The following is a 25,509-nucleotide window of genomic DNA, read 5'->3' on the forward strand; positions in this document are numbered from 1 at the left end:
TATTATAAAAATGTGGGTAGGGTACTGATCAGCCACTGAGTTAGGAAGCAAGCATCGGCTGTGAAGCAGTGAATATTGCTTGCGAGGCAGTGGGCATCGGCCGTGAAGCAGAAGATATCTCCTGCGAGGCAAGGAGCATCAGCTGAGAGGCAGGTAGTATCCCTGCGAGGTAAGAAGTATCGGCCGAGAAGCAAGGAGCATCGCCCGAGAAGCAGAAGATATCGCCTGCGAGGCAGTGGGCATCGGCCGAGAGGCAAGAAGTATCGCCCGAGAAGCAGAAGATATCGGCTGTGAGGCAGTAAGTATCGCCCGAGAAACAGAAGACAACCCCTTTGAAGCAGGGAGTTTCACCCAAAAGCCACGATTTACCGAGCGAGTGCTGCATAAATTGCTAAATACATGGTTTTAACTATATTGTCCACACTAAGCGTACTATATAAATATGGGTGGACTGATAATGAGCGAAGGCCAGCTTTATAATAAAATACTTGAGGTAAAAGAACAGCTATATAATCTACAACAGACCTACTGGGAAATGACTACCGGTTTCGATACATGGCGTTTTTGGTTTCTACTGGGAAGCATGATTATTTCACTAATCATTCTGTATTTTACTGTGGATAGAAAAAGACTCTTTGAACTTTCTTTTTTTGGCTTTACCATACATGTACTTTGGGCGAATACAGATCAGATTTTAACATCTCTCAATTATTTCAGCTATCCACATAGTTTTACTTATTTAATGACTACAGGATTTACCTCAACCACCGTTGTATTTCCAGTAGTATTTATGCTTGTATATCAATATTGTCTTAAGAAAGGGAAAAACTTTTTCCTCTATACTATCGTACTAAATCTGATATTTGCTTTTGGTATGGGGCCGTTGTATGTATACCTCGGTTTCCTAGAAATGAACAAAGGAATGAATTATGGGTTTCTTTATATAATTGACCTTGTTACCGTTTTTGTTGCATTTACTTTCATGAAATTATTTAAGATGATGAAACAGGATTGGAAGGCGAAGCAATGAGGAAAGGCGATTTTTATCGGCATAGTTTCTTATATTGGGTATAAACTAAACCTATTATTATAAATAGGTGGTTTTAGAAATGAGTGAAGAACAACTATATAAGAAGATTTATGATGTGAAGGAACATTTAGCAAAGTTACACAGAGACTTTTGGAATGATTTTTCAGATTTAGAAACATGGTATTTTTGGTTTAACCTTCTGTCGATTTTCTTGCCATTACTAATTCTTTATTTTTTGCTTGATCGTAAACGAATCTTTGAAATTTCATTTTACGGGTTTACAGCGCATGTCCTCTGGGCCAATTTAGATAATATCTTGTCTTCCCAAAATTATTTGTTGCACCCTCACAGTCTATCCTACTTGCTTCCAGTAGGCTTCTCCGTTACTACTGTTATATTTCCAGTGGCCTTCATGCTGGTTTACCAATATTGTACAAAACATAACAAAAATATCTTGATCTATTTCGTTGGAGCATCTGTCGTCTTTGCTTTTGGGTTCGGAGGTTTTTCCGTTTTGGTAGGACTGTTGGAAATGCATAAAGGAATGAATTTGTTCTATCTGTTTCTTATTGATATTGTAATTGCCTTCCTCGCGTATGGATTTACTAAGTTATTTATCATGGTTAAGCATGATAAGAGAGCAGATTAAAAAGCAAAAGCAGGCTATAATTTCTACAGCCTGCTCTTTTCATTATTCTGTTAGTCCTTCTATCTCAATGCTTTCTACAATACCTGTGCCATTATCACGGATATTTGCATCAAAGGAAACATTATCACCAGGTTGCATGAAAATGGCGAGTGGGGATTTCCCTGAACTAACATTATAAATAGTGTTATCATCTTTGATTAAAAATTGTACTACTTGCCCATTGTTTTGATTGCTCACAAGAACTCTTTCTACTTCCCCGCTCCGTTCTTCCAAAGCAGATTCTCCTGTAGAGGAAACATTGCTTGGATCTTGCGCGAGTGCAAGGCGATATGCTTCCAGTGTTTGTCGAGCCGTATCACCAAACACCACAAAGTCAGAATCAGAAGCCTTGATATAGGCATAGTGCTTGAATAAACCGTTTGGATCCAGAACATTTACAACCCATGTTGGATCCCCATCAATGTTGTATAGTACAGGCATTGATCCAGTCCAATTCTTCTCTGGGAATTCTTTGTTCACTATTTCTTTTGCCCCTTTACTGTCCATAATTCCATTGTTTTTATCACCATTGTAGTAGGTGAGCTCTCCTGTACGAGCATTAATTAAGGTGTAACCTAAAGCGGAATCAATATTCTCTTTTGGTGAGGACATGTCAGTAAAGTAATGCATTTCTCCATTCTCATCAAAAATCGGCGTGACATTACTTTCGGTTCCAGAGCCGTTTGGTATTTTTACATCTCGTTTACCAAAAATGGAGTTTAACCAGCCATGTACATACTTACCAAAGTACTCGTTTTCATCAGAAGCCATTTCAGAGCTGACAGAGCCATCTATAAAATCAGGCGCCTCATTTGTCTTGTATAAAGTGACATCACTTGTTACCGGGTCGACAATGGCAACATTTAGTTTCTCTACATTTGGTCTGTTTGTAAGACCGATTGGTTTATAAAGCGTTTGGACATACCATGGTTTTCCATCTTCGTCCACTTCTAACTGTGGTTCCCCACTTTGAATATAGTTAGGATATGCACCGTAAATAGTACGCTTAACATTATGATTAAAAAAGCTTGAATTCGTGTATTTCATTTTACTCTCTACAAACTGTGGTTGGGCGTTAACATCTGTCGCGGAAATGGTGAAATACCCTTCCGTTTCTTTGCCTCGGAAGTAACGCCAAAAGTCGGTAAACTCGACAGGAGCAACAAACACAATATCATCGTTGACTTTTTGCACTTGCAGTTTTCCTAAGTCGTAGAATTGTGTATTTGGAACAACACTCATTGCTTTTTGCACCTTGTTTCTAGCAAATTCAGGGGATACTACAATTGGCGTAGCGTCCTTATCCAATGGTTTTGCTTCTGGTATTTCCTCTTTAGGGATAGACTCATAAGAATCATCCAATCCAAAAATACCTAGTACAAAGAAAGTAGGTATAGCTAGGATTGCTAGTAGAACAATGACCCCAGAGACAGTGTCTAGCTGCTTGCTAGACTTTGTAAATGGCTGACTTGTCGTTAAAGCATAGAGTCCAACCATACCTGCAATTCCGATAACGATGTTAGATATAGTCATATTTGGAATGGTCATCGGCAGCATAATAACGTATATTGCAATCGCTCCAATAATAAATAGCACGATAAAGATTAGCAGAACTGCTTTCAATGTGGTCTTGCGATGTTTTTTATTGTTGATAACAAAAAACAGTGAAATAATTAGATACAATATAAATGAGAGTATCGTGGTGCTTAAAATACCTGTCATGATTTCAACTCCTATGTGTTTTCTCTATACGGAATGTAATACGTTGGGAATGTAAAAAAGTTTCATTCCGAGACAATTTCGTTTGAAAACATAAGGTTGTATATTAGACTGAGGTCAATACAGATAAAAAAAGAGGGAAATAAATGAAACAGATATATAGCGATATTATTCAGTTTCGCGGAAGTCATTATGATTTCGGCTATAAGCAGGGACTAGAATTAAAGGACTCGCACACATTGCAAAACAGAAAAAAACAGTGGAAAATTCGCCGGCCACGTTTCACCATTTCGGTGGAGGAAGTGAAACAGATCATAGTGCCGTTTGCACCTGCTATCTGGGAAGAACTTCGTGGATTACAGGATGCACTAGAATGGAAAATGGAGGATGTATTACAGGAGTTTGGGGGATATCGCTTGGAATATACGAAAAGTGGTTGCTCCATTTTTACTGGATCTGACTACATGGTGAGAAATTATGATTATCATCCTAAAACCTATGAAGGAAGATATACGATATTCCAACCGAGTGACCAAGGCTATGCAGTCATCGGTCCGTCTCAGCGGATTACAGGACGGATGGATGGAATGAACGAAAAAGGACTTGCGATGGGCTATAATTTTATGCATCGTAAAAAGCCAGGCGACGGTTTTATTTGTAATATGATAGGTAGAATTCTCTTGGAAACCTGTGCTGATGTGGATGAAGCTATATCCTTATTAAAAGAAATACCACACCGCCATTCCTTCAGTTATGTATTATTAGATAAAAGCGGAGAAACGTACGTGGTAGAGGCAACGCCAAGGGCAGTAGAAGTACGTCAATCAAATATATGTACAAATCATTTTGAAATCCAGAAGGACGAAAACCGCCATCATTTAGATGATTCGTATAAACGTTATGCCTCCATCGAAAGTCAAAGGGAAAATGTCCTTGATCCATATAAAGCTTTTCGCATGTTAAATGATACAGACAAAGGTGTATTTTCAACAAAGTATAAGCAATGGGCAGGAACCATTCATACATCCGTTTATTTCCCTCAGGCCGGGAAAGTATGGTTCGCTCTAGGCGGTGATCGGGAGCCTATGATATTTAATTTTCAGAAGTGGCTACAAGGGGAGAAGATCCAAGCAAAACGGATACTGGGAGAAGTGGACACAGAATTGCCGTTCGTTCATATGGAGAAAAACGTCCGTTAGCCTTATATGAAGGGAAAAAACGACGTAGGGTATACTAAAAGTGACGATCTACCATTTCTATTCAATAACTTACAAAAAAGATGTTTAATTTGTGCAACTTTAAGGAAACATAATTTAAGACTTTATTTTTGTAAAAATGCAGTTATAATAGACTCAGAATGGATTACTATGTAGGAGGTTGCGGAATGAAGTTATTTCAGGTTAGAAAGGGACAGTTCGTATTCTATAATAACGAGCTACATAAAGTATATACGGTAAAACCTATGTTTAAGAAGTCTGTCCATTTATATCGTCTAAAGGATATGAAACAAATCTTGACGAAAGCAAGTGAGATTACGCTATACAGACCACAGCATAATGATACCTTTATTTTTTATGGAAAACGTTATACTGTAGATAAAGACCGTAAGCCAGAGCCAGGTGATTATATTTTAATTACCAAGCCTGCACCAGACTTCCTTGATCACTATTCATTGAACGAAATTGAAAAAGTGGACAGTGTTGAAGATGGTAACGTTGTTACAACAAGAGATAATGGCGTAAAGCATAGTGAATATGTTGTGATGGTACCTGGAAGATCAGAAGCAAGCCAGGAAATTGCATACTACGATAAAAATCTTGTACCGGAAGCACAACAGCTGGAGGATGAATCAATCAGTTATCTGGCTGAAAGTGATAACTCGCTTAACCCGGTAGTGGGTGACATTTATATTGATGTTAGAAATAGCACAAAGGCAATGATTGTCGCAATGACAGAAGATGAAGTAGTGTTTGGCCATGGCGTACGTGTTCATGTTGCAGAGCTGCTTGATGAAAACAACTATACACTTATCTATCGCTTTGAAGAAGACTTATAAAATTTGTAATTAAAGAACCGCATGAAGCTAGGCATATTCGCCTTCACTTCATGCGGTTCTTTTTCTATTTATGTTATGAGCGATGCCGCCTTATATCCTAAAATATTTAACGGATCCTTAGAGTTAGAAAATGGTGGTGCGTAGCCTATTTCAAGCTCTTGTAAATCATAGACAGTCAGTTTTCCTTTAATAGCTGTTGCAAGGACCGCTAATCGCTTATCAGCTCCAGCGTAGCCTACTACCTGTCCGCTGTAGACTAACCCGGTCTTTGCATCAAATAGTATTTTAATCCATAACCTATCTGAACCAGGGTAATAGCCAACATTTGAATTGGTCTGCAATACAGCCTCTTTAAACGTATAACCTTCCTGCTTTAATGTCGTGCTCGTATGACCTGTCGATCCAACAGTAAGGTCGAACACCTTTAAAATCCCCGTGCCCATGGTTCCTTGATATGCAATTTTCTTGTTTGTTAAGTGGCTGGCAATAATAAATGCTTGCCGGTGTGCGGGCCACGCAAGTGCAACGTTTCGTTCTACTCCTGTGATGCTATCAGGCGTTTCGACGACATCTCCTAGTGCATAAATGTCTGGATCTGATGTTTGCATAAATTGGTTAACAGCGATTGCTCCCGTGTTACCGATTTTTAAACCCGATTGAACTGCAAGCTGTGTGTTTGGTCGCACACCAATGGATAAGATAGTCATGTCTGCATCCACTGTTTTACCGCTAGCTAGATGTAGTTTTTTACCCTCATTAGAAAAAGAGGAAAGCCCATCATGGAGTTTCAGAGAAACATTATTGTCAGTTATATGGTCAGCAACATGGTCTGCCATGTCTTTATCTACTAATTTTGCTACCTGTTCTCCTCGGTCTATGAGCGTACAGTGAAGCCCTCTAGATTGCAGGTTTTCCACCATTTCCAAACCGATAAATCCAGCACCGATAACTGCCGCTGTGGCCGGTCGGTGTTTTTCAATGAATTGATCAATAGCATCCATATCTGGGATGGTATGCAAAGTAAATGTCCGTGCTTCGGCCATGCCATCAATTTGAGGACATAAAGCGTAGGCACCAGGAGAGAGAATAAGCTTATCGTATGGCAAAGTTTCCTCTTGCGTGGCACTGTCTTGCTTTTGGAACGTAATCTGCTTTTGCTCACGGAGGACACGCGTTACTTCTGTTTCTGTATGCACGTGAAGGTTGAAGTTCTCTTCAAACTCCTCGGCTGGATAAAGAATGTCATCACGGCTTTCAAGTATCCCACCAAGGTAATAAGGCATTCCACAGTTAGAAAAGGATACATAGCTTCCTTTTTCGAAAAGATGGATTTCGGCTTCTTTGTCGGTCCTTCTTATTTGTGCAGCTACTGTCGCGCCACCACCTACTCCTCCGACAATTACTATTTTTTTCTTCAACGTCATTCCTCCTGATTAAATTATTCCAAAAGAATTTAAGACGACAATGATGATCGTCAAAGGAACGAGCCAACGAATTAGCTGGAACCATAATTGGTACATACCTGATGGTAAATTGTTTCCGTAGAAGAACTCATTCCTGACTAGATGCTTATCCATCTTAAAACTAATAAATAATGCTATGAAGAGACAGCCTCCCGGCAACATAATATTACTTACAAGAAAGTCTGATGCGTCAAAGATAGTTAAACCAAATAGTTTAAACTCTGACAGATTACTTGATGACAAAGCTGCAGGGATACCAGCAATAAAAATAAATATGCCAGCAATAGAAGCAACCTTTTTTCGTGAACGCTGTTTTTTCTCGGTGAAAGCAGAAGTTATTATTTCCAACATACTAAAGGATGATGTCAGTACCGCAAATAAAAACAGTAGCAAAAACAAACTCAAGAATACCTCACCAAAAGGCATTTGGGAAAATGCTTCCGGAAGCACGATAAATAATAATCCAGGTCCTTCAGATGGCTCAAGTCCAAAAGCGAACACCACTGGGAAGATCGCTAGTCCAGCCAACAGAGACACGAATATATTCATAATGGATACCATACCTGCTGACATTGGGAGACTTACATCCTTTTTTAAGTAAGAGCTGTATGTAACCATGACTGATATACCTACGGCAAGGGAGAAAAAGGATTGACCAAGTGCGTAAAGAATGCTACTTGCAGTTAGTTCGGAAAAGTCTGGTTGCAAAAAGAAGGTGATTCCTTCCATTGCACCTTCAAATGTTAGTGCACGAATTACTAAGATAATAAAGAAAACGAAAAGAAGTGGCATTAATACTTTACTTGATTTCTCTATTCCATTTTTAATACCAAATGATATGACAATCACATTGATCAGGAGGAAAAGTGCCAGTCCGAGTATTGTTAGAAATGGACTGCCAGTTATCGTTCCAAACAGTGCTGCATAGTCTGCATTTTCCTTTATAATCATTCCTGGTATGGACATCAAGCTATAAAGGAGCACCCAGCCACCGACCACACTGTAGAAGGATAAAAGCAGGAAAGCTCCAGCAACGCCCCATTTTCCTATGAATGACCATCTTGAGCGTGGTGCAAGTGTCTTGTAGGCCGAGACAGCTTCTTTTTGTGCCCCACGGCCAATTACAAACTCAGCAATTAGGATAGGGAGCCCGATTATAATGGTAAAAGCGATAAAGACGAGGAAAAAGGCTCCTCCTCCGTTCATTCCTGTCATGTAAGGGAATTTCCAGATGGCCCCAAGACCGACTGCTGCCCCTGTTGAAGATAAAATGAATCCAAGTTTTGTAGACCATTGTTCCGTTTTATTACCCATCGTACGCCTCTCTTTCAAACATCTAAGTTGTAAATTTTTTTAAGTTAGGGATATATAATATGTTGAACTAATGCTGTTCAATAACAGGAACAGCCACGTCTAGTTTCAACGCCCAGTGAATAGCAAGATTTGCCTCATCATAACGGGCGCTTGCACATTTGCTCAGTATATCAGTTGCTGTGCTTATTTAACAATTAAAGCTTTGTTCGGATGGACCATAGTTCTGGGAAGAAATAATGATCCAAGACTTTTTTCAAATACCCGACACCAGAAGAGCCACCTGTACCAGTCTTATGCCCAATAATCCGCTCTACTGTCTTCATATGTCTGAAGCGCCATTGCTGAAACCAATCTTCAATATCAACGAGTTTTTCTGCTAGCTGGTAAAGCTCCCAATTATTATCGACATCTTGATAGACAGCCAACCATGCTGCTTCCACGGAATCATCTTTTTCATATGTTTCGGAAAAATCCCGGTTAAGTATTTCAGGATTAATCTCAAAGCCAGCTCGAGATAGGGCTTGAATGGACACATCATAAAGGCCTGGTGCATGGTAGGCTTTTTCCATTATAGTATGCACTTTAGGATCTTTTTCATATATTTTTAAAATGAAAGGTGTTTTATAGCCGAGCACAAATTCTACAAGCCGATATTGGTAAGATTGGAAGCCGGATGCATTTCCCAATTGATCGCGAAACTCCATGTATTCAGCTGGGGTAAGGGTTGAAAGGACATCCCATGCTTGAATAATTTGTGCTTGCGTTCTAGATACACGTGATAGCATCTTAAAAGAAGCTTGTAATTCACCTTTCTGTATTGCTGCAATCGCAGCCTGTGTTTCATGGATAATTAATTTGAGCCAAAGCTCGCTCACTTGGTGAATTACAATAAAAAGCATTTCATCATGGTGATCGGACAACCGTTTTTGACTATCTAGCAGGGTATCGAGTTGTAAATAATCACCATATGTCATTTTTTCCTTGAAATCGGTATGAATACCTTTTTCTGATTTAAATGTATCGTGGGTCTGGTTGTCCTTCATTATCTGTTTCGCTCCTCTGTATCTAATGGTCTGATGACAGCTCTTACTGGACTGCCATCTGCACCGTGGATGGCTAGTGGCAGTGCGATCAGTTCATATACACCGGCTTCAACATGATCCAGCATGATATTTTCTAAAATGTTAATTCCATGGTTGTACAATGCATGGTGTGTAGCAAGCTCCTTACTGTCCGTCTGATCGACTGATGGGATATCGACACCCAGCAGGGTAACGCCTTTTTCTTGCAAATAGGCTGCTACACTTGGTGCAATAGTGGGCATGTTGTCAGGAAATTTTTTGGGATTGTTAGGAAGGGACGTTTTCAGTAAAACTCTTGTCTTGCCCTTAAAATCCGCCTTCTTCAACACATCCATATTGATTTCATCGTGATGACTCACGTCTACAACAACTGCTTCTCCGATGTAGCGCTCCAAATCAAGCATGTCGATGGTCTTTCCTTTTGAATCATAATGAAAAGGAGCGTCTACATGTGTACCGGTATGCAAACTAGCTGTCATTTGGCCGATATTGACAGAACCAGTCTCTTCCATGGAATAGGTTAGGCTATAACGAAAAGGTGTATCACCAGGCCAGTGTGCCATATCATTGGTAAGAGGTTGCGAAATATCAATCCAGTTTGCCATTATGCAATCACTCCTCGTTTGTTCTCATAGTCTTTATAGCTTTTTTTATCCATAATTTTTATGAGGCGGGAAACCATTTCCCATACTTCCTCAAATGTATTATAAAGCGCAACAGGTGCAAGGCGAATGCCATTTGGATTACGAAAATCTGGTACAACGCCGTCAGCTTTTAGTGCTTTACATATTCGGGCTGCTTCTGGGTGAATTAAAAACACATGACCGCCACGTGTCGTTTCATCCTCAGGGTTGGCAATTGTGAACCCGTAAGAAGATAGTTCAGATTTAATTAGGTCCATCAAATATCCGGTTAATCGGAGTGATTTATCCCTGATCCTGTCTATCCCTGCTTCTTGAAACATTTCCAGTGAACCGATCAGCGGAGCGATACTTAGCACATGTGGTGTTCCAATTTGATAGGCACCTGCAGTGTCGGCTGATGATAGCGTATGTTCCATATCAAACTGCTTATCCTTTGCAGAGCTGAACCATCCTGCGAGTCCCGGTTTTTTTCCGAAATGCCTTCTATTTACGTAGAGGCCACCAACACTTCCTGGGCCACCATTTAGATGCTTATATTTACACCAGAATGCAAAATCAACACCCCACTCAGATAAATGATGTGGAATGGAACCAATGGAATGACAGAGGTCAAAACCAATCATAATGCCACGCTGATGTGCCTCTTTAGTTAAGGTCTGAATATCAAGGAGCTGCCCGCTTCTATACAAAACACTTGGCAAAATAATTAAGGCAATGTCTTCTGTCATCGCTGCTACTATGTCTGTTGTTTCCAACGTGTTCCCATTTTTGCTTTTCACTTGAACGAGATGTTCCTCGGGATCCAACCCTTTCAACTCCAACTGGCTTTTAATGGCATAAATATCAGAAGGAAAATTCAATTCATCTGCCAGGATCTTCGTCCGCTTTCCCTCAGGGTTGAAAAAGGTAGCAGCCAATTGATGAAGGTTGGTGGTAGTCGATCCTGTCACGATCACCTCATCTGCCTCTGCACCAATTAGTGGTGCTGAAAGCTTTCCTAATTTCTCAGATAAGTAATACCAAGGATTTGCTCCTTCCGTCCATCCATCAATAGCATGTTCTTTCCAAGAAGCCATGAGTGCTAAAACGCTTTGCTCTGCTCGCTTTGATAAAAGACCAAGTGAATTCCCGTCAAAATAAATCGTGTCATTTCTTAAATAGAACTCTTTGCGAAAACTGTTTAATTCATCCTGCTGGTCTAACTCTTTAGCATACGAATTTTTTGTGTTCAATCAGACCGCCTCTTCCTGTAAAAGTATTGTGTCTACTATTCTAACAAAAGCCGTCACTATATTTCATGATTTTTTTAAACATTACGCACAAATCGTTTAGCCCTTTTAGAGATTTGTAGCCTCAAGGCATTACGGCCAAGGTTTTTGGCCATCTGAACGGTTAGCTCTTATTATGGATTACCAAATAATGGACTGTTAAAGGAAATACGTCATATGAAAGTTTTTTAGAAATAAAATATATAGTAGCAGACAAAAATGGTAGCGGCATCTGGAAAAATGGCTAGGGACGAGGTACACGCTTTAAGTGCTAAGTGCTTGATCGTGTCCCTTCAAGGACTATCATTGCTGTTCGAAATTGTTATAGGGAGTGTTGCTTAATGGTAAAGGTAAAGCTGGAGGCGGAGAAATTACGTAATTTTATTAACGGTGAATGGCAGGACGTTGCTCGCACAACGGCTGTTATAAATCCTGCTACGGGAGAAGAAATTGTCCAAGTGCCGTTATCATCTGGGGAGCAGGTAGATAAAGCCGTATTTGCAGCGAAGAATGCCCAAAAGGAGTGGGCCCTTGTTCCGGCACCGCAACGCGCGGAGGTATTGTACCGTGTTGGTTATTTAATGAAAGAGAGAAAAGAGCGACTTTCACAGCTTTTAACAAGCGAAAATGGAAAAGTAATTGAAGAAGCACGCGGGGAAGTGCAAGAAGGAATTGATATGGCGTTCTACATGGCTGGAGAGGGGAGAAGGCTGTTTGGCCAGACAACTCCTGCAGAGTTGAAGGATAAGTTTGCGATGAGCCAACGTGTGCCAGTCGGTGTAATTGGGATTATTACACCATGGAATTTCCCAATTGCTATTGCTGCATGGAAATCATTCCCAGCAATCGTTTCAGGAAATGCCGTGGTCTGGAAGCCAGCGACAGAAACGCCAATCATGGCCTATGAACTAGCCAAAATTTTCGAAGAGGCCGGGCTACCAAAAGGTGTACTTAATGTCGTATTTGGTTCAGGGAATGAGGTAGGCAATGCACTTGTTAATCATGAAAAAGTTCAGGTGATTTCCTTTACAGGATCTAACGATGTCGGAAGGGAGATTGCTGCCGCTTGTGGCCGGCAATTAAAAAAGGTATCGCTTGAAATGGGTGGGAAAAACGCAATTATCGTAATGGATGATGCAGATATTGACCTGGCAGTAGAGGGGATATTATGGAGTGCATATGGAACAAGTGGGCAACGGTGCACCGCGTGCAGCAGGGTAATCATTCATGAGCAAGTAAAAGCCACTTTAGAAACTCGCCTGCTTGCGAAGATGGAAGAGTTAACCATTGGGAATGGGCTAGATGAAACGATAAAAGTTGGGCCCATCATTAATGAGAGGGGACTTGCAAAAATAGAAGAATATATTCAAATCGGAAAAAAAGAAGGAGCCAAATTACTCGCAGGTGGGCATGTATTAACAGAAGGAGACAAACAAGGTGGGAACTATTTTGTACCTACTCTGTTTACTGATGTTTCTTCAACTATGCGGATTGCGCAAGAGGAGATCTTTGGACCAGTTGTTTCCCTCATTCCAGTAAAAAGCTTTGAGGAGGCAATTGAGGTCAATAATAGTGTTTCTTTTGGCCTTTCAAGTTCAATTTTTACAAATGATGTGAACCGGGTTTTCCGAGCACAACGCGATCTTGACACAGGAATCGTATATGTGAATGCTGGTACAACTGGGGCGGAAATTCACCTGCCTTTCGGTGGAACGAAGGGAACAGGGAATGGCCATCGCGATTCAGGAGTTCAGGCACTCGATGTTTTTACAGAATGGAAAGCGATCTACGTCGATTATAGTGGGAAACTCCAGCGGGCACAGATCGATATCGACGACTAAAGAACAATTCCAAAAGGAGTGATGGTATGAAGATAGGAGTTCTAGGAGCAGGGTTGATGGGAAAAGAAGCCGCTCGTGATCTTGCAACAAGTGACGGTGTAAGTAGGGTTGGCCTAGCAGACATTAATCTATCACTGGCCCAGGAAGCATGTAATCAGATTGGCTCAACCAAGCTAAACGCGTTTCGGGTGGACGCTAGTGACGAGGACGACCTAGCTGCATACATGCGCCAATATGATGTCGTGATCAATGCGCTATTTTACTCTTTTAATGAAAAGGTAGCCAAAACGGCCATCAAAGTAGGGGTAAATGCTGTTGATCTAGGTGGGCATATTGGAAACATGACAAATGCACTGTTGGCATTGAAGGAGGAGGCAGTGGGTGCAGGTGTGACGATTATTCCGGATCTTGGGGTTGCGCCAGGTATGATCAATATTCTGTCAGGCTATGGTGCTAGCAAACTTGATAAGCTAAATAACATAAAACTATACGTGGGTGGGATTCCAGTGAAACCTGATCCTCCCCTCGAATACAATCATGTCTTTTCCATGGAAGGTGTTTTCGATCACTATACAGACCCATCTCTCATCATTCGTAATGGATTAAAGCAGGAAATTCCTTCATTAACAGAAGTGGAAAACATTTATTTTGACCGATTTGGTCCATTGGAGGCTTTTCATACATCTGGTGGGACATCGACCCTATCCTTGACCTATCCACACCTAAACACATTGGAATACAAAACCATTCGCTATCCAGGACATGCGGAAAAATTTAAATTGCTGGTAGATTTAAATCTAACGAAAAAAGATTATAAGGTAGACGTTCGGGGAAACGAGATTAACCCAAGAGACGTTCTACTAAAAGTTTTGGAGCCTATCGTAGAACTAGGTAATAAAGAAGATGCCGTCCTGTTAAGAGTAATTGTTTCCGGAGAGAAGGCTGGGAAAAAGACGATCTTTCATTATGAAATGGCAACCTTTAAAAAAGAGAATGTTACTGCAATGGCCAGAGCTACTGCAAATACAATCTCCGTGGTGGCCCAAATGATTGGCAATAAAACAATTACCAAGCCTGGTGTATATCCACCCGAACAGATTGTGCCAGGAAAGAAATACATGCAAGAAATGAAAAAACGCGGCGTAGTCATTACAGAAAACGAAAACAACGGATAATCTAATAACCTAGCAAAGGCGCGGTGGGCCATGCGAGACGGGTGCGATCGTCTGTGAGTGTGCGTATATCGGCTGGGAATGTAGTTGCATTGGCTGAGAGCGTACAAGTATCGCCCGAGCACATGGCGGTATCGGCTGAGAAAGTGGAAGTATCACCCGATAGCAAGTCAGCATCGCCCGTGAAAGCATAAATATCGCCCGAGAGCACCACTGCACCGGACAATCACCGTTACGCGCACGCAACTCAATCCGGCTCAAACTCTGCCCACAATAATTTTCAGCTAATAAAAAAGCCTGTGCTATTTTGCACAGGCTTTAATTTGGTTATTTTGCTGCTTTTTGTAGTTTGTTAATCATTTTCAGGGCACGTCCTGTACCGATTGCCACAGATTCAAGTGGGTTTGGTGCAAGGTGTACGGGAACGATTAGTTCACTTGATAACCATTCCTGCATGCCTCTTAGCAATGCTCCTCCACCAGTAAGCACAATACCGTGATCAACAATATCCCCACTTAGTTCAGGAGGACAGTTTTCAAGCGTAGCGCGAATGGTTTCTAGTATTGAATCTAGTGATTCTTTTAAAGCATAATGAATTTCAGTAGACGTAATCATCACTGTTTTTGGAAGTCCTGATACCATGTCTCGGCCACGGATTTCCATTGTTTCTTCTGTGTGATTTGGATGAGCATAGCCGATTTCCATTTTAACATTTTCTGCTGTGCGCTCACCAATTAAGATATTATATTTCTTGCGGATATGGTGAATAATCTCTTCATCCATTTTATCTCCGCCAGTACGCACTGAGTTACATGATACAACCCCGCCGAATGAAATAATTCCTACTTCTGAAGTACCGCCCCCGATGTCAACGACAACATTGGCTACAGGTTCGTCTACAGGTAAGTCGGAACCGATTGCTGCAGCTACAGGTTCTTCTATTAAGTGTACCTGTTTTGCACCATAGCTTGTAACAGCATTATGGATCGCACGACGTTCAACTGTTGTACTACCTGATGGCGTACATACGACAACAATTGGCTTTCTCATGGACATGCCAATTTTCTTACTTACTTTTTTCAAAAATTCTTTTAGCATTTGAGCCGTTACATCATAATCCGCAATAACTCCATCCTTTAATGGGCGAATTGGAATGATATTTTGCGGTGTTTTACCAACCATTTGTTTTGCTTCGGTTCCTACCGCTACCACTTGCTTCGTATTAACATCAATTGCAACAACAGATGGCTCATTTAATACAATTCCTTTTGTCTTTGAATATATCAGTATATTTGCGGTACCTAGATCAATACCGATTTCTGCAGTAGATAACATATAATATCCTCCAATGATGACAATTTTCTCATACAGTCATTCTATTAAATAGTATACTTTCTGGGGGTAGTAATACAATGCACATATTTTGGCAATAGATTCTACCTAGGTTGTGGCAAAAATAACCCATACTCCCGGGTGAAATCAAGTAACATTTTCGTTACAAGTTATTGGTTTCTGTAACAAACAATTGCTGTTTTGAAGGTTGTCAATAGTGCTTTCGATGTAAAAATTTCCATTGCGCTGAACTTTTTCCTCTTTACCCGTTTTTAGGTCAAGTGACACCTCTTTTATTTACAAGGGTTTCTGGAATGAACCGCATAAAAAGTGAGTCTACGTATCTACTTTGGCAAAGAATTCCACTAATATTACAGAAAACCCATGCTATGATAATTTTGCAAAACAAAACAAGCCAAAAGGAGAGTGTAGCAAGATGTTTAAGAAAGTAAGCATGGTTACAGCACTATCAGCTGCTTTATTATTTGGAGGAGCTTTTCAAAATTCTGTTGATGCACAAGCCAAGGATGTAAATCAGAATCATATATATAAAATCTACTATTCTATTAATGGGAATGGTGGAAAACTTTCTGATGATAACATCAATGAACTTGTAAATAAATATCTTACTAAGTTCCAACTTAACTGGAAAGACTTCAACTGGGACAAAATTCAAGTTGAACAAAAAGAAAATACAGAATCAGCTCAACCAACAGAAAAAGTAAAACAACCTGAAAAACAAGAAGAGCAAACAGCTAATGAAGAAAAGGCAGACGAGCCAAAAGAAGAAGTAGTAGAGAAAGAAGAACCAAAACAAGAGCAACCGAAACAAGAGCAGCCTGAACAAGAGACTCCTGTTAAAGAAGAACAACCAAAACAAGAACAACCTGAGCAAGACGAACCAAAACAAGAAGAAAATACAGAAGCACCAGCACCACAACAACCAGTAGCTGAAGAAACTGAACAAACAACTGAACAAAATCAATCTTCAGAACTAAGCCAATTTGAACAAGAAGTTGTAGAATTAACGAACCAAGAAAGAGCTAAACAAGGCCTTTCACCGTTAAAAATTGATACAGAACTAAGTAAAGTTGCAAGAGAAAAATCACGCGACATGGCATCAAATGGATACTTTGCTCATAACAGTCCTTCATACGGATCTCCATTTGATATGATGAAACAATTCGGTATTAGCTACAGCACTGCTGGTGAAAACATTGCTAAAGGGCAACGTACACCAGAAGAAGTAGTAAATGCTTGGATGAACAGTGAAGGTCACCGTGCTAACATCATGAATGCTAACTTCACTCATATCGGTGTTGGATATGTTGAACAAGGTAATCACTGGACACAACAATTTATTGGAAAATAATATTTCTAAAAAGAGGCTAACTTTGGTTAGCCTCTTTTTTTGCGCTTATAAACTTTCAATCAATCCTAGCAGAGTGCCAATCAACCAAATAAGCGATTCAATCGACCACAATGAAGCGTCAATCAATCACATAAGCAATTCAATCGACCACACAAAACTATCCTACACAAACAATGAAGAATCATAGTTCTAATAACGTTTTTGTTTATAATTCCATGTGTTTAAGGGAAAAACAGAAGGGAATGTATTTATAGATTACGAACAGGAGGTTTATTATGGTACAGGGAGCAGCGAACTGGAATACGGGGATGACCCAAGAGTGGTTGCAAGAATATGTGGATGATTGGGTATCTTTCTACAGGAAGCATACTGCAGAGGGAAAAGTCGCTTCATACATACCTGCATTAAAAGAAGCGAATCAGGATCACCTCGGAATTTCTATTATTGGTATGCATGGGATGACGATACGCTCCGGCGATGTAGATGTTCGGTTTACCATACAAAGTATTTCCAAAGTACTTAGCTTCATCGTAGCATGTATGCAAAGAGGGGTTTCCTATATGCTGGATAAGGTGGATGTAGAGCCAACAGGCGAGGCATTTAATTCCATCATGCACTTAGAAATGAAACCATTAAAAAAACCATTTAACCCACTCGTCAACGCAGGTGCCATTACGGTATCTTCCATGCTAGATGGTGAAACATCAGAGGAAAAGCTGCAGCCGCTGCTTTCCTTATTGGAAGAAATAATCGGACATCGTCCACCCATCAACCATGAAGTATATGAATCAGAACGAGAGTCCTCCATGAGGAACAGAGCGATTGGCTACTATCTTTTGGAAACAGGTTTTTTGGACTCGGATATCGAAGTTACACTTGATACCTATTTCAAACAGTGTTCCATTGAAGTTACGATTGATGATTTAGCCAGAATTGGCCTTATCCTGGCAAACGATGGAAAAGATCCTGATTCAGATCAGGAAATTATACCGAGGCAGGTTGCTCGGTTGGCGAAAGCGCTAATGTTAACATGTGGCATGTATGATGCCTCTGGGAAATTCGCAGCCTATGTCGGCATACCTGCAAAAAGTGGGGTCTCAGGCGGGATTATTGCAGTGTCCCCACCTCGAGTTAGAAATGAACCGCTTCCGTTTATGGATGGTTGTGGGATGGCGGTTTACGGTCCGGCGCTGGATAGCAAGGGAAATAGTACAGCAGGAATCAGGCTGCTGCGACATATTGCAACACAATGGGATTTGAGTATATTCTAGAAACAGATGAAGAGAGGGTGGTGGAGTAAATGTGTGGACGATATACCTTATTGGCAGATGAACTTGAGGTCTTAAGGGCTTTCGATTTGGAACAGGACGGGATAGATAACTTTGGACAAAGCTATAATATTGCACCTGGTCAGAATGTGCTCGCTATTATTCATGATGGAAATAAAAAGCGCGCAGGCTATATGCGTTGGGGGTTGGTGCCATCCTGGGCAACAGACGAAAAGATTGGCTATAAAATGATTAATGCACGGAGTGAAACCGCGCACGAAAAACCTAGCTTTAAAAAGCTGATGTCGCAAAAGCGATGTTTAATTATTGCCGATAGCTTCTTTGAATGGCAAAAGAGTGAAGAGGGAAAACAGCCAAAACGAATTCAACTGGCAGATCGCAAGCTCTTCGCATTTGCAGGGCTTTGGAACAAATGGGAACAGGAAGATAAAGATCTTTTCACCTGCACCATTTTAACGAAAGAGGCAAACCCTTTTATGCAGGACATCCATCATCGTATGCCAATTATTTTGCCAAAAGAAAAAGAGAATGATTGGATTCAACCGCAAATAGAGAAGCCTGACATGATGCATGCATTTCTTCAAAGAATAGATATAGACGACCTTCACGCATACAATGTTTCCTCTTATGTGAATACCGCTAAGAATAATGACGCCACATGTATTGCACCACTTATATAGGTTAAAATTACCTATTAAAAGAGGACCATGATAATTACATGGTTCAGTACAAGAGAATGAAGCACTGAACGATCTTCTTTAATTCGAAAAATGCTCAGATAATTAAGAATCCAAGCGTTTTCATTCTTAACTATTGAAAGAAAAAGACGTCTATACCAAGCAATTAACTCACTTAAATGGCAAACTTACCACTCACCATTATTACCGATTTTACCTCTTACATCCTCCAATGTTTTTTCTGCATCATTTAGACTTTTTACGCCTCCTTGAAAATCAGTATTCATATTCTTTTTCTTTGCCACCCAATCGTACAGTAGACCAAAGATTATAAAACCGCCAAATATGATTAGCAATATTATCCATAATTGCACACGATCACCTCCCATTTTCAATGCAAGAATAATCCTACAAAAATTTTTATCATTACTGTTATATATTCATGTTTAACAAAAAATTTCGTAATAATAATTTATGTGCTTACAATCCTGATGTCATAAGTATAGACTATCAACAAAAAATAGCATACCAATCACAATGTAATTTGGTATGCTATTTAGTTTTACTATCCTACTCGAGCTTTTCTTTCTTTATCTTGAAGTTTTTCTTCTTTGGCTACTTTTAGGAATCGTTTTGTTTCATATACCACTACTCCTGATAAACCAACCAAGCCAATGATGTTCGGTGCGGCCATTAGAGCATTCATAATGTCTGAGATTCCGAATACAACACTAAGTTCTTCAAGAGCGCCATACATGACAGCAGCAACGAATACAACGCGATAGTAAGGGACAGCCTTATCGCTAAATAGATAAGAAAAGCACTTTTCCCCGTAGTAAGACCAACCTACCAAGGTAGAAAATGCGAATAATACAATCCCAATTGTGACGATGTATCCGCCTGTATCGCCTAGAAATGCCGCAAATGAAGCTGAGGTAAGCTCTCCGCCTTCAAGTCCGCCACCATACATGTCTGCCATAACGATCGTAATCCCTGTAATGGAACAAACAATGATTGTATCAATGAAAACCTGGGTCATGGAAACAAGTGCCTGTCTTCCAGGTAAATCTGTTTTAGCAGCAGCAGCAGCGATTGGTGCGGAGCCAAGCCCGGCTTCGTTAGAGAACACTCCGCGTGCCACTCCGTACCGAATTACTGTTCCAAGTATACCACCACCGATGGCACTTCCTGTAAATGCATCATTAAATATTATTCCGACAGCTTGTGGGACAAGATCAAAATTTAAAATCATAATAATAAGTCCACCTAAAACGTAAAAGGCTGCCATAATCGGGACGAAGAAAGAAGTAACTCTCCCAATACTTTTAATACCACCCAAGATAACCAAGCCAACTAGTACAGTAAGTAAAATTCCGGTTACCCATGTAGGTACATTAAAAGAATCTGACATTGCTTTAGAAACAGAATTGGACTGAACCATGTTACCAATCCCAAAGGCAGCACATGAACCAAAGATTGCGAACAGAACGCCGAGCCATTTTGCCTTTAGCCCTTTTTCCAGGTAGTACATGGGCCCACCTGAAATTTCTCCCTTGCTGTTAACTTGACGGTACTTTACAGCGAGAATAGCCTCTGAATACTTTGTTGCCATTCCTAAAAGGGCTGTAACCCACATCCATAACACGGCACCTGGGCCACCTAACACAACTGCTGTTGCTACCCCAACAATATTACCGGTCCCAATCGTTGCGGCCATGGCAGTTGTTAAGGCCTGATAATGGCTGATATCCCCTTTGGATTTCTTGTCCTGACGTGCTGGACTAAAAGCTAGCTTCAATGCATAGGGTAATGTACGAAATTGTAAAAAACCTAGGCGTAATGTTAAGTACAATCCGGCACCCACGATCAATATTAGCATTGGTGGTCCCCATACTATGTCACTTATGGAGCTAATTATTTCTTCCATCCAAACCCCTCCCCTGTTATTTTACTATATTAAATATTAAGAAAATTTAAGTCAAGCGTTTTTTTAGTGTAATTTCTTACAGAACACCTAATCCATTGCTTCCGGCTTACTAAGTTGCTTATAATAAAGATGTTATCGGATGAGCTCTTAAAATATAAAAGTTTGGAAAAGCTAGAAAGAGCTATGGATTCTATACAGAAAAAGGAGAGAAATAAACATGGGCAATCGTAAGCTTGTAGTAGGTGTATTAATTGGAGCAATAGTTGGGGGTGCAGTTACTTTATTCGACAGAGAGACTCGAAACTACTCGCGAATGAAGTTATCTAAAATGAAATACAGTTCGCAATCTGTTCTAAAAAACCCTTCTGAGGCAGTTAGAAATATAAGGAAGACTTTTGATACATTTAATCAAAACTTTACATCTGGGGTGGAAAGCACCATTACTGCATTAGAACAAGTAGAAACAACTTTAGAAAAATATACAAATAGAAATGGATCAAACAGAATAGAATAGGGATGACAGATCGTATAGGAGTGTGTCCACGTGAGCAAAGTATTAAACTTTGTTAAACAATTATATGCCAAGCTTGAAGAAGTAGATGTGTTTGGTCTGGCTGCTCAACTTGCATATTTTTTCCTGTTATCATTATTCCCTTTTCTTTTGTTCCTTTTGACATTGGTTGGCTATTTGCCATTTGATGATATAGCCATACTTGATATGATCAGAACCTATGCACCAGCTCAAATTGTGGACCTTATCAGTACGAATGTCAGTAACTTGCTGGAACAACAAAACGGTGGGTTATTGTCATTTGGATTTATTGCAACACTTTGGGCAGCTTCCAATGGTGTAAATGCTATCATGCGAGGCTTTAATATTGCGTATGGAGTGGAAGAGAATCGTTCTTTTATTGTTTCACGCCTCATCGCCATCGTTCTTACCGTAGCGATGGTGTTGGTGATCTCAATCGCATTTCTCCTCCCCATCTTTGGACGGATGATCGGTATTTACTTATTTTCGTTTGTTGGCCTATCTGAAGGCTTCCTGCTCGTGTGGCAAGGACTTCGTTGGGTGTTATCCTCCATCGTCATTTTTATTGTGCTGGTCGCATTGTACAAGCTTGCGCCAAATCTCCGTGTTTATTTAAAGAATACGGTATGGGGTGCACTGTTTGCTACCATTTTATGGCAGCTAGCATCACTGGGGTTCTCATATTATGTCAGTACAGCCGGCAATTACTCAGCCACATATGGAAGTTTAGGAACCGTAATTGTCCTTATGATTTGGTTTTATCTTTCGGGCATTATTATTATGGCGGGTGGCATAATGAATGCTGTCATAAGAAAGAATAAGCTGGAGTCTTAAAAGACAATAGCTAACATAACTTCTAAAATAAATAAACATTACCAATCAGCGAGGCTTTATCAGTCTCGCTGATTTTTCATTGTGCACGGACTTTAGGGGATTGTGCGGGGTAAAATTCTATCCCTAAGCCAAACTATAGGGAAAAGCAAAAAGCGAAGTAAATAAATTTTGAAATTATTTAGATAAGCTGTTACAATCATAGTGTCATTTTAAATATAACAATAGGGGTGAAAGGTATTGAAGAAGTTTTTGTTATTGGTTTCATTAGTTGCTATTGTAGCGTTCTTTAGTGCGTGTGGTAATGGGGGAGAAGAAAGTAACAGTGATAAGGAATCTAGTGGGACAGATGAAAGATGGGAAGCGATCCAGGAGTCTGGTGAAATCGTTGTGGGCACATCTGGAACACTACTGGCTGCTTCTTATTACGAGGGTGAAGAGGAAAGTAAAGACCAGCTGACAGGCTATGATGTAGAAGTGATGCGCGAGGTTGCCGAGCGTCTAGATTTGGATATCTCATTTGAAATCATGGGAATTGACGGTATGCTTCCAGCGGTGAAAAGTGGGCGCATTGATGTTGCGGCTAACGACGTTGAAGCTACAGATAAAAGAAAAAAAGAATTTAATTTTAGTGCACCATATAAATATTCTTACTCCACGATGGTTGTAAGAAAAGAAGATAATTCTGGTATTGAGTCCCTGGAAGATCTTGATGGGAAAATTGCTGGTGGGGGAGCAACCACTATTTACAGCCAGATTGCCGAGCACTATGGTGCAGAAATAAAAACATATGGCAATGCGCCAAATGAAGCGTACTTACGTGATGTTGACAACGGCAGAACAGATGTTATTGTAAATGATTACTATTTATCTAAATTTGGTGTTGCAGGTTTTCCTGACTTCGATATTCATTTACATCCAGACTTAAAATTCCATCCAACAGAACAGGCGGTTGTGATACCAAAGGGTGCCGATAAGCTAACTGAAGAAATAAACAAGGCGCTTGAAGCTATGCGTGAGGATGGTACGCTTACAAAGCTAGCGGAAGAATTTTATAATGAAGACGCATCACAAAAACCAGAAGAAGAAATTCAAGAACTTGAAGGAATTGACCTCTAAGGGGAGGCTATTATGAATTTAGGTGCTTTTAACTTTGGTGGATTATTTAATCCGGTACTTGCATGGGAAAGCCTTCCCTTTGTATTAGGTGGCTTACCAGTAACCATGCTCATTGCTATTGTAAGCATGGGCATGGGGCTTATCCTAGGGCTTTTCCTTGCATTAGCCAGAGGCTCGAACCGAATTATATTGCGTTGGCCTGCAAGAATCTATATTTCCTTTATGCGTGGCACACCTATCCTAGTATTTTTGTTTATACTATACTTTGGTTTACCGGTGGTTGGAATTAAATTTACAGCAATTGTTGCAGCTTGTTTAGGCTTTGGTTTAAATAGTGCTGCCTACATAGCAGAAATTGATCGCTCGTCAATCAATAGCATTGATCGTGGTCAATGGGAATCAGCAAAGGCTTTAAATATGAGCTATTTGAAGACATTGCGTAAAGTTATTCTTCCACAGGCAACACGAATTGCGATTCCGCCCCTTACAAATGTATTTATGGATATTGTAAAGGCAACTTCTCTAGCAGCCGTCATTACAGTGCCGGAGCTGTTTCAAAAGGCACAACTTGTGACTGGTAGGGAATTCGATGCGATGACGTTGTATATTCTCGTTGCATTAATCTACTGGCCGGTGTGTATCGTTATTTCCTTTTTCCAAGATCGCTTGGAAGATCGTTATAGCCGGTTTTTATAAAAAATGGATGTATGTGAAGAGTGAATGTTTTCTTCAAAAAAATACTTAACGTTAAAAGGGCTGAGTGACCATACGTATCTACTACGTAATGGTCGCTCGGCCTCTTTGATTAAAGGAACAATCAGCAGAGTGATCCTTTAGCATGAATAAAGAGTTATCGCTTACGTAAAGCTAAATAAAGACATGATGTGCTAGCTTACCGAAATTTGTTTCTCGCGTTTAAAATAAATCGAAGCAAGAATGAAAACGAGCATGATCCCAATCATGTAGAAGAAGGATAGTGTTGGGAAAAACTCGACATACAAACCACCTAAAAATGGACCACTAATGCTTCCAAGACTGAAAGCAATCCCGATCATGAGGTTACCTGCAGGCAGTAAATTACCCGGCAACAGGTCTGTCATATACGAAATACCTAAAGAGAACAGGGATCCTACGAACATCCCCGCTAAAGTAAATAGAATGAAGAGCGCAGTAACCGATGTCTCGAGATATGCTGCCATCAAAAAGCAGGCAATTCCACCGACAAGTACATATAATAATATGCTTCTTCTGCCGAGTCTGTCGCTAAGTATCCCAAGCGGAAGCTGTGTAATGAGACTCCCGATTGCAAAGCAAGGTATAAGTAGTGAGAGTATACCTACATCGTGACCAATCCTTAATCCATAAATTGGGAAGATACTATGTAATGTTGCTTCAAGGAAGCCATATCCAAAACTAGGAAGTAATGCAACCCAGGCAATTTTCCCTGTTTGAATAAAACGTTTAGTGGAACTTGAGCCACTTCCAGAATCATAATCCTCTGCTGGCCACATGTTTCTTACGAATAGCATAAGGGACCAAACTATAATGCTTAAGCCTGCGGATACAAAGAAAGGAAGTGTTTCATGGATAGAAAGCAGCCTTGTCATTAACGGACCGAGCGCAAAGCCTAAGCCGAAAAACATACCATAGTAAGCAATATTGCGACCACGAGTTTCTTTAGTTGCTGTTGTGGTAATCCATGTTTGGGTACCAAAATGAAGCATTTGGTCTCCGATTCCTACCATCATCCGTAGCACAAACCAAAACCATAAAGACTGCCATAATGGAAACAATGCTAAGGAAGCAAATACAAGAAATCCACCTATGATGATTATCGGTTTAAATCCTAATTTTCGCATTGGTTTCTCCATGAACGGGGAGGCAATTAAGACACCAACATACAAACCAGTTGCATGAAGTCCATTGATGGAGGAAGAGATTTGGTTTTGCTCTAGAATAATAGCTAAGAGGGGAAGCAACATTCCTTGAGAAAAGCCTGAAATAGTTACAAGTGAAATTAATATCCAAAATCGTGTTTTAGCTGATACCATGTTGTTCTCCTTCTGTTGGGTTCTCTTTATTCAATTTAATGTCTTTATTTGCAATCGTCAATCATTTAGATTGTAAGATGTTAGGAAAAATCTGTTTTAGGA

The 25,509-nt window shown here is 40.2% G+C and carries 25 protein-coding genes; 15 read left to right on the forward strand and 10 right to left on the reverse strand.

Annotated features, from left to right (window positions below; translation table 11 throughout):
* Positions 1 to 235: 235 nt before the first annotated feature.
* The 3 genes from AC6CHS_RS16725 (at position 236) to AC6CHS_RS16735 (ending at position 1,679) form a co-directional block, all read left to right on the forward strand.
* Entirely contained in the window at positions 236 to 409 is a 174-nt protein-coding gene (locus AC6CHS_RS16725; RefSeq protein WP_498237859.1) for a hypothetical protein, read from the forward strand.
* Between the two features lie 48 nt (positions 410 to 457).
* On the forward strand, positions 458 to 1,030 hold the full coding sequence (locus AC6CHS_RS16730; protein WP_498237861.1) for a hypothetical protein: 573 nt from the start codon (positions 458 to 460) through the stop codon (positions 1,028 to 1,030).
* Between the two features lie 79 nt (positions 1,031 to 1,109).
* The gene (locus AC6CHS_RS16735; protein WP_498237862.1) at positions 1,110 to 1,679 is read left to right on the forward strand and encodes a hypothetical protein; all 570 of its coding nucleotides are present in this window, start codon (positions 1,110 to 1,112) and stop codon (positions 1,677 to 1,679) included.
* Positions 1,680 to 1,721: 42 nt separating this feature from the next.
* Here AC6CHS_RS16735 and AC6CHS_RS16740 read toward each other — a convergent pair whose 3' ends face one another.
* Positions 1,722 to 3,440, reverse strand: a complete 1,719-nt coding sequence (locus tag AC6CHS_RS16740; protein WP_498237864.1) for a DNA-binding protein — start codon at positions 3,438 to 3,440, stop codon at positions 1,722 to 1,724.
* Between the two features lie 143 nt (positions 3,441 to 3,583).
* On the opposite strand from AC6CHS_RS16740, the gene AC6CHS_RS16745 reads away from it, so the two are divergent.
* Positions 3,584 to 4,636, forward strand: a complete 1,053-nt coding sequence (locus AC6CHS_RS16745) for a C45 family autoproteolytic acyltransferase/hydrolase (protein ID WP_498237865.1) — start codon at positions 3,584 to 3,586, stop codon at positions 4,634 to 4,636.
* A gap of 185 nt (positions 4,637 to 4,821) precedes the next feature.
* The gene (locus AC6CHS_RS16750; protein WP_498237867.1) at positions 4,822 to 5,493 is read left to right on the forward strand and encodes a hypothetical protein; all 672 of its coding nucleotides are present in this window, start codon (positions 4,822 to 4,824) and stop codon (positions 5,491 to 5,493) included.
* A gap of 68 nt (positions 5,494 to 5,561) precedes the next feature.
* Here the strand turns inward: AC6CHS_RS16750 and AC6CHS_RS16755 are convergent, their stop codons facing one another.
* The 5 genes from AC6CHS_RS16755 to kynU all read right to left on the reverse strand — a co-directional run bounded on the left by AC6CHS_RS16755 (position 5,562) and on the right by kynU (position 11,228).
* Positions 5,562 to 6,911 carry a CoA-disulfide reductase gene (locus AC6CHS_RS16755; RefSeq protein WP_498237869.1) on the reverse strand — a complete coding sequence of 450 codons (1,350 nt, stop codon included), beginning with the start codon at positions 6,909 to 6,911 and terminating at the stop codon, positions 5,562 to 5,564.
* 15 nt (positions 6,912 to 6,926) lie between these two features.
* Positions 6,927 to 8,270 carry a sodium-dependent transporter gene (locus AC6CHS_RS16760; RefSeq protein ID WP_498237870.1) on the reverse strand — a complete coding sequence of 448 codons (1,344 nt, stop codon included), beginning with the start codon at positions 8,268 to 8,270 and terminating at the stop codon, positions 6,927 to 6,929.
* A gap of 194 nt (positions 8,271 to 8,464) precedes the next feature.
* Positions 8,465 to 9,313, reverse strand: coding sequence for a tryptophan 2,3-dioxygenase (gene kynA / locus AC6CHS_RS16765; RefSeq protein ID WP_498237872.1), 849 nt, complete (start codon positions 9,311 to 9,313; stop codon positions 8,465 to 8,467).
* Entirely contained in the window at positions 9,313 to 9,957 is a 645-nt protein-coding gene (gene kynB, locus AC6CHS_RS16770) for an arylformamidase (protein ID WP_498237874.1), read from the reverse strand. Before kynB ends, kynA begins: the two co-directional genes overlap by 1 nt.
* A complete protein-coding gene (gene kynU / locus AC6CHS_RS16775) occupies positions 9,957 to 11,228 on the reverse strand; it encodes a kynureninase (protein ID WP_498237876.1) in 1,272 nt (423 codons plus the stop codon). The genes kynB and kynU overlap by 1 nt, the downstream gene beginning before the upstream one ends.
* Before the next feature lie 377 nt (positions 11,229 to 11,605).
* On the opposite strand from kynU, the gene AC6CHS_RS16780 reads away from it, so the two are divergent.
* From AC6CHS_RS16780 to AC6CHS_RS16790, 3 genes are read left to right on the forward strand one after another with little or no spacing between them, the layout of a single operon-like run.
* Positions 11,606 to 13,105 carry an aldehyde dehydrogenase family protein gene (locus AC6CHS_RS16780; RefSeq protein ID WP_498237878.1) on the forward strand — a complete coding sequence of 500 codons (1,500 nt, stop codon included), beginning with the start codon at positions 11,606 to 11,608 and terminating at the stop codon, positions 13,103 to 13,105.
* A 26-nt stretch (positions 13,106 to 13,131) separates the two neighbouring features.
* Positions 13,132 to 14,280, forward strand: coding sequence for a saccharopine dehydrogenase family protein (locus AC6CHS_RS16785; RefSeq protein WP_498237880.1), 1,149 nt, complete (start codon positions 13,132 to 13,134; stop codon positions 14,278 to 14,280).
* 53 nt (positions 14,281 to 14,333) lie between these two features.
* Positions 14,334 to 14,471 (forward strand): hypothetical protein, encoded by a 138-nt coding sequence (locus AC6CHS_RS16790; RefSeq protein WP_498237881.1) that lies wholly within the window; start codon positions 14,334 to 14,336, stop codon positions 14,469 to 14,471.
* A gap of 133 nt (positions 14,472 to 14,604) precedes the next feature.
* Here the strand turns inward: AC6CHS_RS16790 and mreBH are convergent, their stop codons facing one another.
* Positions 14,605 to 15,612 (reverse strand): rod-share determining protein MreBH, encoded by a 1,008-nt coding sequence (gene mreBH / locus AC6CHS_RS16795; RefSeq protein ID WP_498237883.1) that lies wholly within the window; start codon positions 15,610 to 15,612, stop codon positions 14,605 to 14,607.
* A 433-nt stretch (positions 15,613 to 16,045) separates the two neighbouring features.
* Between mreBH and AC6CHS_RS16800 the strand changes: the two genes are divergently transcribed.
* From AC6CHS_RS16800 to AC6CHS_RS16810, 3 genes are all read left to right on the forward strand, one after another.
* Positions 16,046 to 16,981, forward strand: a complete 936-nt coding sequence (locus tag AC6CHS_RS16800) for a CAP domain-containing protein (RefSeq protein WP_498237885.1) — start codon at positions 16,046 to 16,048, stop codon at positions 16,979 to 16,981.
* A gap of 275 nt (positions 16,982 to 17,256) precedes the next feature.
* Positions 17,257 to 18,252: a glutaminase gene (locus AC6CHS_RS16805; protein WP_498237887.1), complete on the forward strand. Its 996-nt coding sequence runs from the start codon at positions 17,257 to 17,259 to the stop codon at positions 18,250 to 18,252.
* A 29-nt stretch (positions 18,253 to 18,281) separates the two neighbouring features.
* Positions 18,282 to 18,950, forward strand: coding sequence for an SOS response-associated peptidase (locus AC6CHS_RS16810; RefSeq protein ID WP_498237888.1), 669 nt, complete (start codon positions 18,282 to 18,284; stop codon positions 18,948 to 18,950).
* A gap of 185 nt (positions 18,951 to 19,135) precedes the next feature.
* Here AC6CHS_RS16810 and AC6CHS_RS16815 read toward each other — a convergent pair whose 3' ends face one another.
* The gene (locus tag AC6CHS_RS16815) at positions 19,136 to 19,321 is read right to left on the reverse strand and encodes a hypothetical protein (RefSeq protein WP_498237890.1); all 186 of its coding nucleotides are present in this window, start codon (positions 19,319 to 19,321) and stop codon (positions 19,136 to 19,138) included.
* Positions 19,322 to 19,512: 191 nt separating this feature from the next.
* Entirely contained in the window at positions 19,513 to 20,874 is a 1,362-nt protein-coding gene (locus AC6CHS_RS16820) for an alanine/glycine:cation symporter family protein (RefSeq protein ID WP_106895954.1), read from the reverse strand.
* Between the two features lie 217 nt (positions 20,875 to 21,091).
* Between AC6CHS_RS16820 and AC6CHS_RS16825 the strand changes: the two genes are divergently transcribed.
* The 4 genes from AC6CHS_RS16825 to AC6CHS_RS16840 all read left to right on the forward strand — a co-directional run bounded on the left by AC6CHS_RS16825 (position 21,092) and on the right by AC6CHS_RS16840 (position 24,052).
* Entirely contained in the window at positions 21,092 to 21,388 is a 297-nt protein-coding gene (locus AC6CHS_RS16825; RefSeq protein WP_498237892.1) for a YtxH domain-containing protein, read from the forward strand.
* Positions 21,389 to 21,418: 30 nt separating this feature from the next.
* Complete coding sequence (locus AC6CHS_RS16830; RefSeq protein WP_161464182.1) at positions 21,419 to 22,240, forward strand: YhjD/YihY/BrkB family envelope integrity protein; 822 nt, start codon at positions 21,419 to 21,421, stop codon at positions 22,238 to 22,240.
* Positions 22,241 to 22,477: 237 nt separating this feature from the next.
* Positions 22,478 to 23,356 carry a transporter substrate-binding domain-containing protein gene (locus AC6CHS_RS16835; protein WP_498237894.1) on the forward strand — a complete coding sequence of 293 codons (879 nt, stop codon included), beginning with the start codon at positions 22,478 to 22,480 and terminating at the stop codon, positions 23,354 to 23,356.
* Between the two features lie 12 nt (positions 23,357 to 23,368).
* Positions 23,369 to 24,052 carry an amino acid ABC transporter permease gene (locus AC6CHS_RS16840; RefSeq protein ID WP_161464180.1) on the forward strand — a complete coding sequence of 228 codons (684 nt, stop codon included), beginning with the start codon at positions 23,369 to 23,371 and terminating at the stop codon, positions 24,050 to 24,052.
* A gap of 191 nt (positions 24,053 to 24,243) precedes the next feature.
* Here AC6CHS_RS16840 and AC6CHS_RS16845 read toward each other — a convergent pair whose 3' ends face one another.
* Complete coding sequence (locus tag AC6CHS_RS16845) at positions 24,244 to 25,407, reverse strand: MFS transporter (protein ID WP_498237896.1); 1,164 nt, start codon at positions 25,405 to 25,407, stop codon at positions 24,244 to 24,246.
* Positions 25,408 to 25,509: the final 102 nt, after the last annotated feature.

The organism is Oceanobacillus sp. GQ8, assembly GCF_059758495.1.